The organism is Plasticicumulans lactativorans, assembly GCF_004341245.1.
Lineage (GTDB): Bacteria > Pseudomonadota > Gammaproteobacteria > Competibacterales > Competibacteraceae > Plasticicumulans_A > Plasticicumulans_A lactativorans.
This window is the reverse complement of sequence record NZ_SLWY01000017.1, coordinates 9,126-24,242: the sequence shown is the minus strand read 5'-3', so window position 1 is coordinate 24,242 and position 15,117 is coordinate 9,126. Positions and strand designations below refer to the sequence as shown.

The window sequence follows — 15,117 nt, the reverse complement described above, 5'->3', positions numbered from 1 at the left end:
GCGACGGCCTGCTATGCTGCGTGGCCGCAGGCGGGACGGTCGACGGGTGGTGGCACGGGGTGCTGCGACGGGCCGGGGCCGTGCAGGGGGAGGGGATGAGCGCTGACGCCGATGAACTGCAGACGCTGATCGCGCGCGTCGCGCTCGGCGATGCGCACGCCTTCCGCCGGCTCTACGACGCCTGCGCGCCCGCGCTGCTCGGCGTCGCGCTGCGCATCCTGAGCCGGCGCGACCGCGCCGAGGACGCGCTGCAGGAGGCCTTCGTCAAGGTCTGGCAGCGTGCCGACAGCTACTCCGCGACCGCCGGTTCGCCGCGCACCTGGCTGACCTCGATCGTGCGTCACCAGGCGCTCGACCTGCTGCGCAGCGACCGCCGTCGCGACACCGAGTCCACCGACGACGACGCCCACGCCGCGCTCGCCGACCCCCCCGACGAGCGTCCCGACCCGCTCGCGCTGCTCGAACGCGCGCTCGACGCGCTGCGCCTGCACGCCTGCTTCGAGGTCGTGCCGGAGGCGCAGCGGCGCTGCCTCGCGCTCGCCTACTACCACGGCCTCAGCCACAGCGAACTGGCGGCGCGGCTGCAGGCGCCGATCGGCAGCGTCAAGGTGTGGCTGCGGCGCGGGCTCGAGCGGCTGCGCCGCTGCCTGGATGCCGCCGCATGAACTACGACCGCCCGGAACTGCTCGACCACCTCGCCGCCGCCTACGTGCTCGGCACGCTCGGGTCGCGTGCGCGGCGGCGCTTCGAGCGCCTGTGCCGCACGCTGCCGGCGGCGGCCGACGCGGTGCGCGACTGGGAGCGGCGGCTTGCGCCGCTGGCCGCGCCGCTGCCGCCGGTGCGCCCGTCGGCGCAGCTGTGGCGCGCGATCGAGGCGCGCACCGTGGCGGCGCGCACGCACGTCGCCGAGCCCGCCGAGCCCGCCGGCGGCGCCCGCCGTGGTGGCGGCTGGTTCGGGCTCGCGTTCGGCTTCGCCTGCGGCCTGATGCTCGCCGTCGGGCTGCTGCGGCTGTACCCGGAGGTGCTGGTGCCCGCCGCGCCGCCCGCCGACGAGGCGGCGCTGCCGGCGAGCTACGTCGGCCTGCTCGCCGCGCCCGACGGCACCCCGATGCTGCTCGCCAGCGCCCCGCGCCAGGGCCGGCGCCTGACGCTGAAGCTGCTGCACCCGATCGACGCGCCGATCGGGCGCATCGCCGTGCTGTGGGCGCTGCCGTCGGGAAGCGCGCCGTTCGTGCTCGGCACGCTGCCGGTGCTGGGCAGGAACGAGCTCGAACTCGCCGCCAGCGCCGAGCAGCTGCTGTCGACGGTGCCGCGCCTCGGCCTGTCGTTCGAGGCCGACGTGCCGGCCGCCGGCGCCCGGCCGGGCACGTTCGTGCTCACCGGCCACTGCGTGAAGCTCTGGTAGCGCGTCGCGCCGGAAAAAGCTTCTGTCCCCCTGTCTCCGCTCGCGCGCGGCCGGCGTATCGGTCTGCGAGAAGCCGCACGGCTTCCGCCCGAACGTCCGCCACCGTCGCCAGGAGACCGTCCATGAACCCGTCCCGCCTTGCCCTCGGCCTCGCCGTCGCCCTCGGCCTCGCCGGCAGCGCCCACGCCGTGCCGCTGGTGTTTTCCGGCACCGCCGGCGGCGCCACCGCCGCCTTCGACGGTTTCCGCGCCGCGATCGGCGGCGGCAGCCGCATCACCTGGGACGGCGTGCGCCTCGACGGCACCGACGTCAACCCGGCGACACGGGTCATCGTGCCTAACAGCACGGTGGCGATCCCGGTCGACCGCTTCCGCGCCGCCGGCGCGCTGTTCGCCGACCCCTACGCGGTGGCCGGCGACGGCTTCGCCGCGGTCAACCCGGCGACCGCCGGTGCCTTCCCGGCGTTCTCGCCGAACAACACCTTCGTGATGTTCGACGACACCACCGGCAGCTTCGACGACCGCTTCATCGAGCAGAGCTTCGTGCTGCCCGGCACCGCGACCGCCGCCGGCACGCGCGGCTTCGGCGCGATCTTCGTCGGCGTCGAGGACGCCGGCAGCAGCAGCATCGAGTACTTCGGCCGCGACGCCGGCGGCGGGCGCATCAGCCTCGGGCGCTTCGTGGTGCCGGTCGGCAGCGGGCCGGGCGACACGCAGTTCCTCGGCGTGCTGTTCGACGCCGCGGTCATCGCCGACGTGGTGCTGACGGTCGGCACCCACGCGCTGTTCAGCTTCGACGGCAGCACGCTGCAGTCCTTCGGCCCGCAGACCGGGGCGGGGGTCGACCTCGCGGTGACCGACGACTTCGCCTTCGCCACCCCGCAGGCCCTGGTCACCGTGCCGGAGCCGCCGCCGCTCGCGCTCGGCTTCGCCGCGCTCGGCGCCGCGCTGTGCCTGCGCCGGATCCGCGGCGCGTAGCGCGGCGTCAGCCGAGCAGGGCGGGGATCGCGTCGAGGCCGTCGATCACGCTGACGCGCCCGGCCAGCTCACCGAGCGTCGCCGGGTCGAGGCCGAGCGCCGCCACCCGCACCCCCGCCGCGACCCCGGCCTGCACGCCGGCGAGGCTGTCCTCGACCAGCAGGCAGCGCTCGGGGCGGGTCGCCAGCAGCGCCGCCGCGTGCAGGATCAGGCGCGGGTCGGGCTTCCACGCACCGACCTCGTAGGCGCTGACGATGCGTCCGGTGAAGTAGGGCAGCAGGCCGGTCACCGCCAGGCAGGTCTCGATCTTCTGCCGCGGCCCGTTCGACGCCACGCACTTGTCGAGCGCGAGCCCGCGCACCAGCTCGAGCGCGCCGGGGATCGGCTGCAGCCGTTCGCGGAACAGCGCCAGGCTGCGCGCGCGGAAGGTCTGCGTCAGCTCGTCGGCTTCGAGCCCCGGCCGCTGCGCGCACAGCGTGGCGACGAAGTGCGCGAACTCGCGACCGCGGTACTGCGCCAGCACCGTGTCGTAGGCGAGTGCGTGGCCGCGCTCGGCGAGCAGGTCCACCAGCACCTGCGCCGCCAGCACCTCGCTGTCGACGAGCGTGCCGTCACAATCGAAAATCAGCGCATCGATCGCCATCGTCCGTCCTCCGGGCCGCGGCTGCGGCGCGCGCAGTATGCCGCCGGCGCGCCCCGCCGGCCCGTGCGATCCGCCCCGTCCACCGCGCCCGCCCCGGGAGCCCGCCATGCCCGACTGGAACGACCCGCTGCACGCGCTCGCCGCCGGCTGGATGGCGCTGCGCGAGGCGCTGCTGCATCCGCACGTCGACCCGGCCGCGCTCGACGCGCTGCTGCGCGCGGCGCGCACGCGCCAGCCGCTGCCGGTGATCTGGCTCGTCGGCCGCGCGCAGTCGGGCAAGACCTCGATCGTGCGCGCACTGACCGGCAGCCCCGACGCCGACATCGGCAACGGCTACCGCGCCTGCACGCGCACCGCGCGCCTCTACGACTACCCGCCGCAGGCGCCGCTGGTGCGCTTCCTCGACACCCGCGGCCTCGGCGAGGTGGCCTACGACCCGGCCGAGGACATCGCCTTCTGCGAGCGCCAGGCACACCTGCTGCTCGGCGTGATGCGCGCGCTGGAGCCGCCGGCCGGCCCGGTGACGGCGGCGCTCGCCGAGGTGCGCCGGCGCCACCCGGAGTGGCCGCTGGTGGTGGCGCAGACCTGCCTGCACGAAGCCTACCCGCCGGGGGGCGGGCACCTGCTGCCCTATCCCTACGCCGCGGAGCCGCTGCCCGAGGCCGTGCCCGCGGAGCTGCGCCGCGCGCTCGCCGCACAGCGCGCGGCGCTGGCACGGCTGCCGGGGGCGCTGGCGCCGCGCTGCGTGGCGCTCGACCTAACGCTTGCGGAGGACGGCTACGCGCCGCCCGACTACGGCCTGGAGGCGCTGTGGGCGGCGATCGAGGCGGTGCTGCCGCACGGCCTGCGCGCCACCCTCGGCACCGACGCCGGGGTGCAGGACCTGTTCGCGCGCAGCGCCGAGCCGCACCTGCGCGGCTACGCGCTCGCCGCCGCGGCGCTCGGCGCGCTGCCGGCGGCCGGCGCGGTCGGCGTGCCGGCGCTGCAGGCGAAGCTCCTGCACAGCCTCGCCGCGCTGTACGGGCTCACGCTGGATGCGCGCCTCGCCGGCGAGTTCCTCGCCGCGCTCGGCCTCGGCATCGGTGCCGGCTACCTGGCGCGCTACGCCGGGCGCGAGCTGGCCAAGCTGGTGCCGGGCTTCGGCCAGACCGTCGGCGCGCTGTGGGGGGCGAGCGCGAGCGGGGCGGGCACCTACGCGCTCGGCCGCGCCGCCTGCGCGTACTTCGCCGCGCTGCGCGGCGGCGCGCAGGTCGACGTCGAGGCGGTGCGCCGCGCCTACGGCGAGGGCCTGACGCGCGCCGTCGCGCTGCTGCAGCCGGCCGACGGGGCGCGGCGATGAGCCGCCTGCCGCTCGACCGCCTGCGCCTGCTCGCGCTCGCCATCGGCCTCGCGCCGCTGGCGGCGCTGCCGGCGCTCGGCCTGCTCTGGCTGTGGCAGCAGCAGCACCTGCCGTGGTGGCTCGGCGCGCTGGGCGGCTGCGCGCTGCTCGGCTACGCGCTGCACGCCTGGCTCGACCGCCGCGCCCGTGTGCTGCTCACGCTCGTGCCGAGCGGCCCGGCGCCGCACTGGCCGCCGTCGGCGCAGGCCGCCTGGGAGCGCGTCGAGGCGCTCGCCGCCGGGCTCGACCCGGACGACTGGCCGCTCGACGACGGTGGCCGGCTGCTGCGGCTCGGCCGGCGTGCGGTCGAGGCGGTCGCGCAGCACTACCACCCGCAGGCGGGCGAGCCGGTGTGGGAGCTGAGCGTGCCGCACCTGCTGCGCATCGTCGAACTCGCCGCGCGCGACCTCGGCCGCGAACTGCGCGAGCAGATCCCGTGGAGCGAGCGCGTGAGCATCGGTGACCTGCTGCAGGCGCGGCGCTGGCAGGCGCGCGCGCAGGGGGCCTACCGCCTCTGGCGCGCCGGGCGGCTGCTGTTCGACCCGCTGTCGGCGCTGCTGCGCGAGGCCGCCGGGCACCTGCAGGGCCAGGCCTTCGGTGCGGTGCGCCGCGACGTGGTCCGCTGGCTCCTGCAGGAGTACGTGCGCCGCACCGGCCGCTACGCGATCGAGGTCTACGGCGGCCGGCTCCTGTTCGACGACGCCGACCCGCGCGCGCGGCCGACGCCGGCGAGCGCCGCCGAGCTCGCCGCCGCCGCCGCCCCGGCCGAGCCGCTGCGCATCCTCGTCCTCGGCCAGACCAAGGCCGGCAAGTCGAGCCTGGTCAACGCACTGTGCGGCGCGCCGCTCGCCGCGGTCGACGTGCTGCCGGTGCACGCCGCGCCGCGCGCCTACCGCCTCGAACGCGAGGGCCTGACCGCCGCGCTGGTGCGCGACGGCCCCGGCCTCGACGCGCTGCCCGCAGCCGAGCTGCTCGGCGCGGCGCGCGACGCCGACCTGATCCTGTGGGTCTGTGCCGCGCACCGCGCCGACCGCGCGGTCGACCGCCGCTGCCTCGACGCCCTGCGCGCCGATGCCGCCGCCCACCCCGAACGCCGGGCGCCGCCGCTCGTGGTCGTGCTCGCGCACATCGACCGCCTGCGCCCGGCGGCCGAGTGGCAGCCGCCCTACGACCTGCGCGACGCGCACTCGACCAAGGCGCGCCACATCGCCGCGGCACTCGCCGCGGTCGCCACCGACCTCGTGCTGCCGCCCGCCGACATCGTCCCGGTGTGCCTCGCCGCGGGGCGCCTCTACAACGTCGACGACGCGCTGTGGGGCGCGGTGCTCGAGCGCCAGGACGAGGCCGACCGCGTGCGCACGCTGCGCTGCCTCGATGCCGCGCGCCGCGACGAGCGCCGCACGCTGCGCTGGACGCAGCTGCGCCGTGCCGGGCGGGTGCTGGCGGAACTGCCGGAGCGGCTCGGCGGGTGAGCCGCCGCCGGCCGCCGTCGATTAGACTGCCCGCCGGTCCGTCACCCGCACCCGCCGCATGCTCAGCGTCCACCACAGCAACCGCATGGAAGTGCTTGCCACGCGCCTCGCCGCGCGGCTGGCCGAGCCTGCGGCCGAGTTCTGGGCGCCCGAGGTGATCGTGGTGCAGTCGAACGGCATGCGCCGCTGGCTCGGCCTGCGCCTCGCCGATGCGCTCGGGGTGGCGGCGAACCTGAGCTTCCCGCTGCCGGCGAAGCTGTTCTGGGAGCTCTACCGCGCGGTGCTGCCCGCGGTGCCGGCCGATTCGGCCTGGGATGCGCCGGTGCTCGCCTGGCGGGTGCTCGCCGCCTGCGAGGCGCTGCCCGACGACGCGGCGCTCGCGCCGCTGCGCGCCTACCTCGACGCGAGCGACGCGCGCGGGCGCTGCGAGCTCGCCGCGCGCATCGCCGACGCCTTCGACCAGTACCTGGTGCACCGCCCCGACTGGGTCGCGCGCTGGGAGGCCGGTGCGCCGGCGGTCGCCGGCGACGGCTGGCAGGCGGCGCTGTGGCGCCTGCTCGCCGCGCACGACGCCGACCACCGCGCGCGCCTGCACGCGGCCTTCGTCGAGCGCCTGCGCGCGCTGGCCGCGCCCCCGCCGGGCCTGCCGGCGCGGCTGTCGTTCATCGGTATCCCGACGCTGCCGGCGCCGCTGCTCGACGCGCTGCACGCGCTGGCGCGGCTGTGCGACATCGACCTCTACCTGCTCAACCCCTGCCGCGAGTACTGGGGCCTGATCGAGTCGGAGCGGCGCATCGCGCGCGAGCTGCCGGCGGCCGACCACGCCGCGCTCTACCTCGAAACCGGCAACCGCCTGCTCGCCTCGCTGGGGCGCCAGGGGCGCGACTTCCACCACCTGCTCGCCGAGCTGCCGGTCGACCATGAGACCACCGCCTTCGTCGACCCCGGCGAGGGCTGCCTGCTGCACGCGCTGCAGCGCGACATCCTCGACCTGCGCAACCGCGGCGGCAACCAGCGCGCCGGCGCCGAAGCCGACGCCGCGGCGCCGCGCCACGCGCTCGCCGCCAGCGACCGCTCGGTGCAGATCCACGTCTGCCACGGCCCGGCGCGCGAGGTCGAGGTGCTGCACGACCAGCTCCTCGACCTGTTCGCGCGCGAGCCGACGCTCGGCCCCGCCGACGTGCTGGTGATGGCGCCCGACATCGAGGTCTACGCGCCGCTGGTGCAGGCGGTGTTCGGCAGCGCCGAGCGCGAGCGGCGCATCCCGTTCAGCCTCGCCGACCGCGGCCTGACCCGCGCCAGCGCGCTGGTCGAGACCTTCCTCGCGCTCACCGCGCTGCCCGGCGGGCGCTGGTCGGCGGCGGCCGTCGCCGGGCTGCTGGAAACCCCGGCGCTGCGCCGGCGCTTCGGCCTCGGCGAGGACGACCTCGGGCGCGTGCGCGACTGGCTCGCGGCGACCGGGGTGCGCTGGGGCATCGACGCCGCCGGCCGCGCCGCGCTCGGCCTGCCGGACAGCCGCGAGCACACCTGGCGCGACGGCCTCGACCGCCTGCTGCTCGGCTACGCGCTGCCCACCGGCGGCCGTGCGCTGTGGGCCGACGTGCTGCCGCACGACGAGGTCGAGGGCGGCGAGGCGCTCGCCGCCGGGCGCTTCAACGCCTTCGCCGAGCGGCTGTTCGCGCTCGAACGCGAGCTCGCCGGCGAGCGCAGCCCGCAGGCCTGGGCCGCCGTGCTCGCGCGCGTGCTCGGCGACTGCTTCGCCGCCGACGCCGACGAGGAGGCCGAGCTGCAGCCGCTGCGCGAGGCGCTGCAGGCGCTCGCCGACAGCGCCACGCGCGCCGGCTTCAGCGGTGCCGTGCCGCTCGCCGCGGTGCGCGCGCGCCTCGCCGGCGAGCTCGACGCCGCCGGCACGGCGGGCTTCCTCGCCGGCGGCGTGACCTTCTGCGCGATGGTGCCGATGCGCGCGATCCCGTTCCGCGTGGTGTGCCTGCTCGGGCTCGACGACGCGGTGTTCCCGCGCCGCCACCGCGCGCCCGACTTCGACCTGATCGCGCAGCACCCGCGCCGCGGCGACCGCTCGCGCCGCAACGACGACCGCTACCTGTTCCTCGAGGCGCTGCTGTCGGCGCGCGAGGTGCTGTACCTCAGCCATGTCGGCCAGGACATCCGCGACAACGCCGAGATCCCGCCCTCGGTGCTGCTCGCCGAACTCGGCGACTACATCCGCGAGGGCGCACAGGCAGCGCACGAGCCCGGCGGCGACGCGCTCGCCGCGATCCGCGTGCGCCACCCGCTGCAGCCGTTCAGCCCGCGCTACTTCGGTGCCGACCCGCGCCTGCCGAGCTATTCGACGCGCCTGTGCGAGGCCGCGCGCGAGGTCGGGCTGGGCCGCGGCGTGCCGCCGCCGCTCGTTTCCGCCGCGCTGCCCGCGCCGCCGGAGGCGCTGCGCGCGCTGAGCCCGGCGGAGCTCGTGCGCGGCCTCGGCCACCCGGCGCGGCTCTTGCTGCGCGAGCGCCTCGGCGTGCACCTGGAGCGCGGCGAAGGCGTGCCCGAGGAGCGCGAGCCCTTCGTGCTCGACGACTTCGCCGACCGCGAGCTGCGCCGGCGCCTGCTCGACTGGCGCCGCGCCGGCACCGCGCCGGGCAGCGTGCGCCGGCTCGCCACGCGCAGCGGCGTGCTGCCGCACGGCGCCGTCGGCGAGCAGCTGTACGCGCGCGAGGCGGCGAAGGTCGACGCGGTGCTGGCGCGCGCTGCCGGCGCGCCGGCCGCGCTGGCGCCGCTGCCGGTGGCCTTCGAGCACGCCGGCTACCGGCTCGACGGCTGGCTGCGCGACGTGTACGCCGACGGCCTGCGCCGCCTCGACCCCAACCCGGTGAGCGCGCGCAGCCTGTTCGAGCTGTGGCTGCAGCACCTGCTGCTGAACCTGCTGGTCGCGCGCGGCGAGGCCGACGTGGAGCCGGCGAGCCGGCTCGACGCGCTCGGCGGCAGCCTGGTGCTCGCCCCGGTCGCCGACGCCGCGGCGACGCTCGGCGAGCTCCTCGCGCTGTACGGTCGCGCGCTGTGCGAGCCGCTGCCCTTCGTGCCGGCCTGCGCCTGGGCCTACGCGCAGGCGACCGGCGCCGGCACGGCCGACGACGCCAAGGCGCTGGCCGCGGCGCGCGGCAAGTGGGAAGGCGGCTTCGGCCGCTACGGCTACCGCGAGGACCCCTATTACGCGGCGCTGTTCGGCGAGCGCTCGCCGGTCGACGCGCCGGACTTCGCCCGCCTCGCGCTCGCCGTGTACGGCCCGCTGCGCGCGGCGCTGCAGGCGGCGCCGTGACGGCCTTGCGGGCCTTCGACGCCCTCGGCGTGCCGCTCGACCGCCTGTGCCTGGTCGAGGCGAGCGCCGGTACCGGCAAGACCTACGCGATCGCCGGGCTGTACCTGCGCCTGGTGGTGGAGGCCGGGCTGCACGTCGACCGCATCCTGGTGGTGACCTTCACCGAGGCGGCGACGCACGAGCTGCGCGGGCGCATCCGTGCGCGCCTCGCCGCGGCGCGCGCGGCCTTCGCCGGCGAGGCCGGGGCCGGCGACGACGCGGTGCTCGCCGGGCTGCTCGATGCGTGCGACGACCGCGTGCGCGCGGCGCGGCGGCTCGAGGCGGCGGTGCTCGGCTTCGACGAGGCGGCGATCTTCACGATCCACGGCTTCTGCTCACGGGTGCTCGGCGAGCACGCCTTCGCCGCCGGCCAGCCCTTCGCCGCCGAGACGCTCGCCGATGCCGACGCGCTGCTCGCCGAGGTGGTCGAGGACTTCTGGCGGCTGCGCCTGCACGCGGCCACGCCGAGCTTCGTCGGCCAGGTGCTGGCGGCGCGGCTGAGCCCGCGCGTGCTGCTGGCGGAGGTGCGCCCCTACCTCGGCCGCCCGGGGCTGGCGCGGATCGCGCCGGCGGCGGCCGACGTCGACGCCGCCGACGCGGCCTTCGCGGCGGCCTTCGCCGCGGCGCGCGAGGCGTGGCCGGCGGCGCGCGAGGCGGTGGCCGCGCTGCTGCTCGAATCGCCGGCGCTCAACCGCAACGCCTACCGCAAGCCGAGCGTCGCCAGGTGGCTCGCCGCGCTCGATGCCTACCTCGCCGCCGCGCCCGACGTCGCCGGCTTCGACGGGCTCGAGCGCTTCACGCCGGCGCGGCTCGCGCTGGCCACCGGCAAGGGGAAGGCGCCGCCGGAGCACCCGTTCTTCGCCACCTGCGCGCACCTGCACGATGCCGCCGCTACCGCGCGCGAGTTCCACGCCGGCGCGCTGGCGCGGCTGCGCCTGGAGCTGCTCGACTACGCCGAGCGCGAACTCGCGGCTCGCAAGCGGCGCGAGCGCCTGCAGTCCTACGACGACCTGCTGAGCGGGCTCGCCGCTGCGCTGGCTGCGCCGGGCGCCGGCACGCGGCTCGCGGCGAGCCTGCGCAGCCGCTACGCCGCCGCGCTGATCGACGAGTTCCAGGACACCGACCCGACGCAGTACGCGATCTTCCGCGCGATCTACGCCGGCCACGCGCAGCCGGTGTTCATGGTCGGCGACCCCAAGCAGGCGATCTACAGCTTCCGCGGCGCCGACGTGTTCGCCTACCTGCGCGCGCGCGCCGACGCCCCCGAGCGCTACACGCTCGCCACCAACTGGCGCTCGCGCCCGGCGCTGGTGGCGGCGGTCAACGCGCTGTTCGCGAGCCGCCCCGACCCCTTCATGCTGCCCGGGATCGCCTTCCAGCCGGTGGCGGCGGCGCCGCGCGCGCCGGCCGAGTGCACCTTGCCCGACGGCCCCGCCGATGCCGCGCTGCAGCTGTGGCTGCTGCCCGCCGGTGAGGACGGCCAGGGGCTCGCCAGGGAGCGCGCCAGCGGGCTCGCCGCCAGCGCCTGCGCGCGGCGCATCGCGCGCCTGCTCGGCGCACCCGGCGCGCGCCTCGACGGGCGCGCGCTGAACGGTGGCGACATCGCGGTGCTGGTGCGCAGCCACCGCCAGGCCGGCCTGATCCGCGACGCGCTCGCCGCGCTCGGCGTGCCCGCGGTGCTGCAGTCGCGCGAGAGCGTGTTCGCGAGCGCCGAGGCCGAGGCATTGGAGCGCGTGCTGCTCGCGGTGCACGAGCCGCGGCGCGAGGCGCGGGTGCGCGCGGCGCTGATCACGCCGCTGTTCGGCGTCGACGCCGCCGGGCTGCTCGCGCTCGACGCCGACCCGGCGGCCTGGGAGCGCCTGCTCGACGTCTTCCACCGCTACCACGCGCTGTGGCGCGAGCGCGGCTTCAGCGCGATGCTGCGCGCGCTGCTCGCCGGGCACGCGGTCGAGCGCCGCCTGCTCGCGCTGGCCGACGGCGAGCGCCGCCTGACCAACCTGCTGCACCTGGCCGAGCTCGCCGCCGCCGCCGAGAGCGCCGAGCGCCTGGCGCCGGCGGCGCTGCTGCGCTGGCTCGCTGCGCATCGCGACGCGCCGGGCGGCGACGACGACGACCGCCAGCTGCGCCTGGAGAGCGACGCCGAGCGGGTGAAGATCGTCACCATCCACAAGAGCAAGGGGCTGGAGTACCCGGTGGTGTTCTGCCCCTTCCTGTGGGACGGCCAGGTGCACGCGCGCAAGGCGTCGGCGATCCGCTACCACCACGACGGGCACGGCGTGGTCGAGTTCGGCGCCGCCGCCGACGCGCCGGGGCGCGCGCTCGCCGAGCGCGAGGAGCACGCCGAGAACCTGCGCCTCGCCTACGTCGCGCTGACCCGCGCGCGCCACCGCTGCTACGTGGTGTGGGGCGCGGTCAACAAGGCCGAGTCGAGCCCGCTCGCCTGGCTGCTGCACCCGCAGGGCATGGGCGAGGCGCCGGGCGTCCTGCCGCGCGGCGAACTCGACGCGCTCGCCGCGGCGAGCGGCGGGGCGGTCGCGGTGCTCGACTGGCCCGACGAGGCGCCCGCGCACTACCGCGCCGTGGCCGAGTCGCGCACATCGCTCGCCGCGCGCCCGTTCACGCGCACGCTGGTGCCGGGCTGGCGGCTGACGAGCTTCAGCCAGCTGGTGCAGGGGCTCGCGCACGAGGGGCCCGACCACGACGCCGCCGTGCCGCTGCCGCTGGCGGACGCGGCGGTGCAGGCGCCCGACGACTTCCGCGCCTTCCCGCGCGGGGCGCGTGCCGGCACCTGCCTGCACGCGATCTTCGAGGCGCTCGACTTCGCCACCGCCGACCGCGAGGCGATCGCCGCCGAGGCCGCGCGCCAGCTCGCCCGCCACGACTTTGCGCCGCAGTGGCGCGAGGCCGTCGCCGCCGGCATCCACGACGTGCTGCACACCCCGCTCGACGCCACCGGGCTGCGCCTCGCCGAGGTGCCGGCGGCGCGCCGGCGGGTGGAGCTGGAGTTCGTCTACCCGCTCGCCGGGCTGTCGGTGGCCGGGCTCGCGCGCGTGCTCGGCGCGCACGGCGTGGTGCTGCCGGGGCTCGCCTTCGAGCCGCTCGGCGGCTACCTGCGCGGCTTCGTCGACCTGGTGTTCGAGGCGCGCGGGCGCGTGTACGTGGTCGACTACAAGTCGAACTGGCTCGGCGCCGAGGCCGACGACTACCGCGCCGAGCGCCTGCCGGCGGCGATGGACGCCGCCGGCTACCGCCTGCAGTACCTGGTCTACACCGTCGCGGTGCACCGCTGGCTGCGCCTGAAGCGCCCGGGCTACGCCTACGCGCGCGACTTCGGCGGGGTGTTCTACCTGTTCCTGCGCGGCATGGGCCCGGCGCTCGGGCCGGGCCACGGCGTGTTCGCCGATCGCCCCGCGCCCGCGCTGGTGGAGGCGCTCGACCACTACCTGGAGCACGGTGATGCCGGCACGCGCCAGGCCTGATGCCGGGCAGGGTGACCTCTTCGCCGCCGCGCCGCCGCCGGCCGCGGCGGCGGGCGACGAGCTGCAGCGCCTGTTCGACGCCGGCGTGCTGTCGGAGCTCGACCTCGGCTTCGCCCGGCTGCTCGTGCGCCTCGGCGGCGGCGGGCCGGCGCTCGCGCTCGCCGCCGCGCTGGCGAGCCGCGCGGTGGGCGAGGGGCACGCCTGCCTCGACCTCGCCAACCCGGGGCCGCGCGGCCGGCTGCTGCTGCCGGCCGCCGCCGACGCGCCGGCGCTGTGGGCGCCGGAGCCGGCGGCGTGGCGCGCCGCGCTCGCGGCGAGCCCGGCGGTGGGCGCACCGGGGGGGGAACCGGCGCCGCTGCTGCTCGACGCCGCCGGGCGGCTCTACCTGTACCGCTACTGGGCCTACGAGGGCGCGCTCGCCGCCGGGCTGCGCCGGCTCGCCGCGCAGCCGGTGGACGTCGACGCGGCGCGCCTGCGCGCCGACCTGGCGCGGCTGTTCCCGGCCGACCCGGCGGCGGCCGACCAGCGTCGCGCGGCGGCGGTGGCGGTGCTGTCGCGCTTCGCGGTGATCTCGGGCGGCCCGGGCACCGGCAAGACCACCACGCTCGCGCGTGTGCTCGCGGCGCTGGTCGGCCAGCACGGCCCGGGGCTGCGCGTGCGCCTGGCCGCGCCCACCGGCAAGGCCGCCGCGCGCATGGAGGAGGCGCTGCGCGCGGCCACCGCGCAGCTCGCCGCGCAGGGCGAGGCGGCGGCGACGCTCGCCGCGCTGCCGCAGACGGCGTCGACGCTGCACCGCCTGCTCGGCGTGCGCCCCGGCTCGGTGCGCTTCCGCCACGGCCCCGATGCCCCGCTCGCACTCGACCTGCTGGTGATCGACGAGGTGTCGATGGTCGACCTGCCGCTGATGGCGAAGACCGTCGCCGCGCTGCCGGCGCAGGCGCGGCTGCTGCTGCTCGGCGACCGCGACCAGCTCGCCTCGGTCGAGGCCGGCTCGGTGCTCGCCGACATCGCCGCGCAGGCCGGCCCGCCGCCGGCGGCCTTCGCCGCGCGCCTCGGCGCGGTGCTCGGCGAACCGGTCGCCGCCGCCGCCGCGACGACGGCGCCGCTCGCCGAGAGCATCGCGCTGTTGCGCCACAGCTTTCGCTTCGACGCCCGCGCCGGCATCGGCCGGCTCGCCGCCGCGGTCAACACCGGCGCGGCGGCGGACGCGCTCGCGCTGCTCGAAGGCGCCGCCGCCGCCGACCTCGGCTGGCTGCCCGACGGCGACGTCGAGGCGGTGGTCGACGCCGCGCTCGCCGGCTACCGCGGCTACCTCGACGCGGTGCGCGCCGGTGCGCCGCCGGAGACGCTGTTCGCCGCCTTCGCCGGCTTCCAGGTGCTGTGCGCGCAGCGCCACGGCGCGCTCGGCGCGCAGGGCCTCAACGCGCGCATCGAGGCGCGCGCGCGCCGCGCGCTGGGGCTGCCCGACACCCCCTGGTACCCCGGCCGGCCGCTGCTGGTGACGCGCAACGACTACACCCTCGGCCTCTACAACGGCGACGTCGGCATCGCGGTGGCGACGGCCGACGGCGCGCTGCGCGTGCACTTCCCGGCCGCCGGCGACGGCGCCGCGCCGCGCGACCTGCCGCTCGCGCGCCTGCCCGAGCACGAGCCGGTGTTCGCAATGACCGTGCACAAGAGCCAGGGCTCGGAGTTCGACCGCGTGCTGCTGGTGCTGCCCGAGGCCGACTCGCCGGTGCTGTCGCGCGAGCTGCTCTACACCGGCATCACCCGCGCGCGCCGCCACGTGCACCTGGCGGCAACGGCCGAGACCCTCGCGCGCGCCGTCGCCCGCCCGGTGCGGCGCGCCTCGGGGCTCGCCGCACGCCTTGCCGATCCGTCCGTCCTGCCCGCAGAGAAACCGCCGCGATGACCATGCCCGCCGACCTCGTGATCCGCCCCGCCGTCGCCGCCGACGTGCCGCTGATCCTGCGCTTCATCCGCGCGCTCGCCGACTACGAGCGCCTCGCCGGCGAGGTCGTCGCCACCGAGGAGGGGCTGCACGCGACGCTGTTCGGCGCCCGCCCGGTCGCCGAGGTGCTGATCGCCGAGTGGCGCGGCACGCCGGCCGGCTTCGCGCTGTTCTTCCACACCTATTCGACCTTCCTCGGGCGGCCGGGGCTGTACCTCGAAGACCTGTTCGTCGAGCCGGCGCAGCGCGGCCGCGGCATCGGCCGCACGCTGCTGGTGCACCTGGCGCGGCTCGCGCTCGAACGCGGCTGCGGGCGCCTCGAATGGTCGGTGCTCGACTGGAACGAGCCGGCGATCCGCTTCTACCGCCACCTCGGCGCCCAGCCGATGAACGACTGGACGGTGCAGCGCGTCACCGGCGCGGCACTGGCACATCTCGCTGCCGGGGGCTGAGG

10 protein-coding genes are annotated in these 15,117 nt (G+C 77.5%); 9 read left to right on the top strand and 1 reads right to left on the bottom strand.

Features of this window, described 5'->3' with window-relative positions; translation table 11 throughout:
- Positions 1-95: 95 nt before the first annotated feature.
- The 3 genes from EV699_RS15295 to EV699_RS15285 all read left to right on the top strand — a co-directional run bounded on the left by EV699_RS15295 (position 96) and on the right by EV699_RS15285 (position 2,382).
- Entirely contained in the window at positions 96-665 is a 570-nt protein-coding gene (locus EV699_RS15295) for a sigma-70 family RNA polymerase sigma factor (RefSeq protein WP_132544337.1), read from the top strand.
- Positions 662-1,405, top strand: a complete 744-nt coding sequence (locus EV699_RS15290; RefSeq protein WP_132544335.1) for an anti-sigma factor — start codon at positions 662-664, stop codon at positions 1,403-1,405. The genes EV699_RS15295 and EV699_RS15290 overlap by 4 nt, the downstream gene beginning before the upstream one ends.
- A gap of 122 nt (positions 1,406-1,527) precedes the next feature.
- Positions 1,528-2,382: a PEP-CTERM sorting domain-containing protein gene (locus EV699_RS15285; RefSeq protein WP_132544333.1), complete on the top strand. Its 855-nt coding sequence runs from the start codon at positions 1,528-1,530 to the stop codon at positions 2,380-2,382.
- Positions 2,383-2,389: 7 nt separating this feature from the next.
- Here the strand turns inward: EV699_RS15285 and EV699_RS15280 are convergent, their stop codons facing one another.
- Positions 2,390-3,025 (bottom strand): HAD-IA family hydrolase, encoded by a 636-nt coding sequence (locus EV699_RS15280; RefSeq protein WP_165904166.1) that lies wholly within the window; start codon positions 3,023-3,025, stop codon positions 2,390-2,392.
- A 106-nt stretch (positions 3,026-3,131) separates the two neighbouring features.
- On the opposite strand from EV699_RS15280, the gene EV699_RS15275 reads away from it, so the two are divergent.
- Genes EV699_RS15275 through EV699_RS15250 form a run of 6 tightly spaced genes read left to right on the top strand, consistent with a single transcriptional unit; the run spans position 3,132 to position 15,115 of the window.
- Positions 3,132-4,364, top strand: a complete 1,233-nt coding sequence (locus tag EV699_RS15275) for a YcjF family protein (protein WP_132544329.1) — start codon at positions 3,132-3,134, stop codon at positions 4,362-4,364.
- The gene (locus EV699_RS15270) at positions 4,361-5,875 is read left to right on the top strand and encodes a GTPase family protein (protein WP_132544327.1); all 1,515 of its coding nucleotides are present in this window, start codon (positions 4,361-4,363) and stop codon (positions 5,873-5,875) included. The genes EV699_RS15275 and EV699_RS15270 overlap by 4 nt, the downstream gene beginning before the upstream one ends.
- A gap of 58 nt (positions 5,876-5,933) precedes the next feature.
- Positions 5,934-9,194, top strand: a complete 3,261-nt coding sequence (gene recC / locus EV699_RS15265; protein WP_132544325.1) for an exodeoxyribonuclease V subunit gamma — start codon at positions 5,934-5,936, stop codon at positions 9,192-9,194.
- Positions 9,191-12,712, top strand: a complete 3,522-nt coding sequence (gene recB, locus EV699_RS15260; RefSeq protein WP_132544323.1) for an exodeoxyribonuclease V subunit beta — start codon at positions 9,191-9,193, stop codon at positions 12,710-12,712. Before recC ends, recB begins: the two co-directional genes overlap by 4 nt.
- A complete protein-coding gene (recD, locus tag EV699_RS15255; protein ID WP_132544321.1) occupies positions 12,690-14,624 on the top strand; it encodes an exodeoxyribonuclease V subunit alpha in 1,935 nt (644 codons plus the stop codon). Before recB ends, recD begins: the two co-directional genes overlap by 23 nt.
- Positions 14,621-15,115, top strand: coding sequence for a GNAT family N-acetyltransferase (locus EV699_RS15250; protein ID WP_132544319.1), 495 nt, complete (start codon positions 14,621-14,623; stop codon positions 15,113-15,115). The genes recD and EV699_RS15250 overlap by 4 nt, the downstream gene beginning before the upstream one ends.
- Positions 15,116-15,117: the final 2 nt, after the last annotated feature.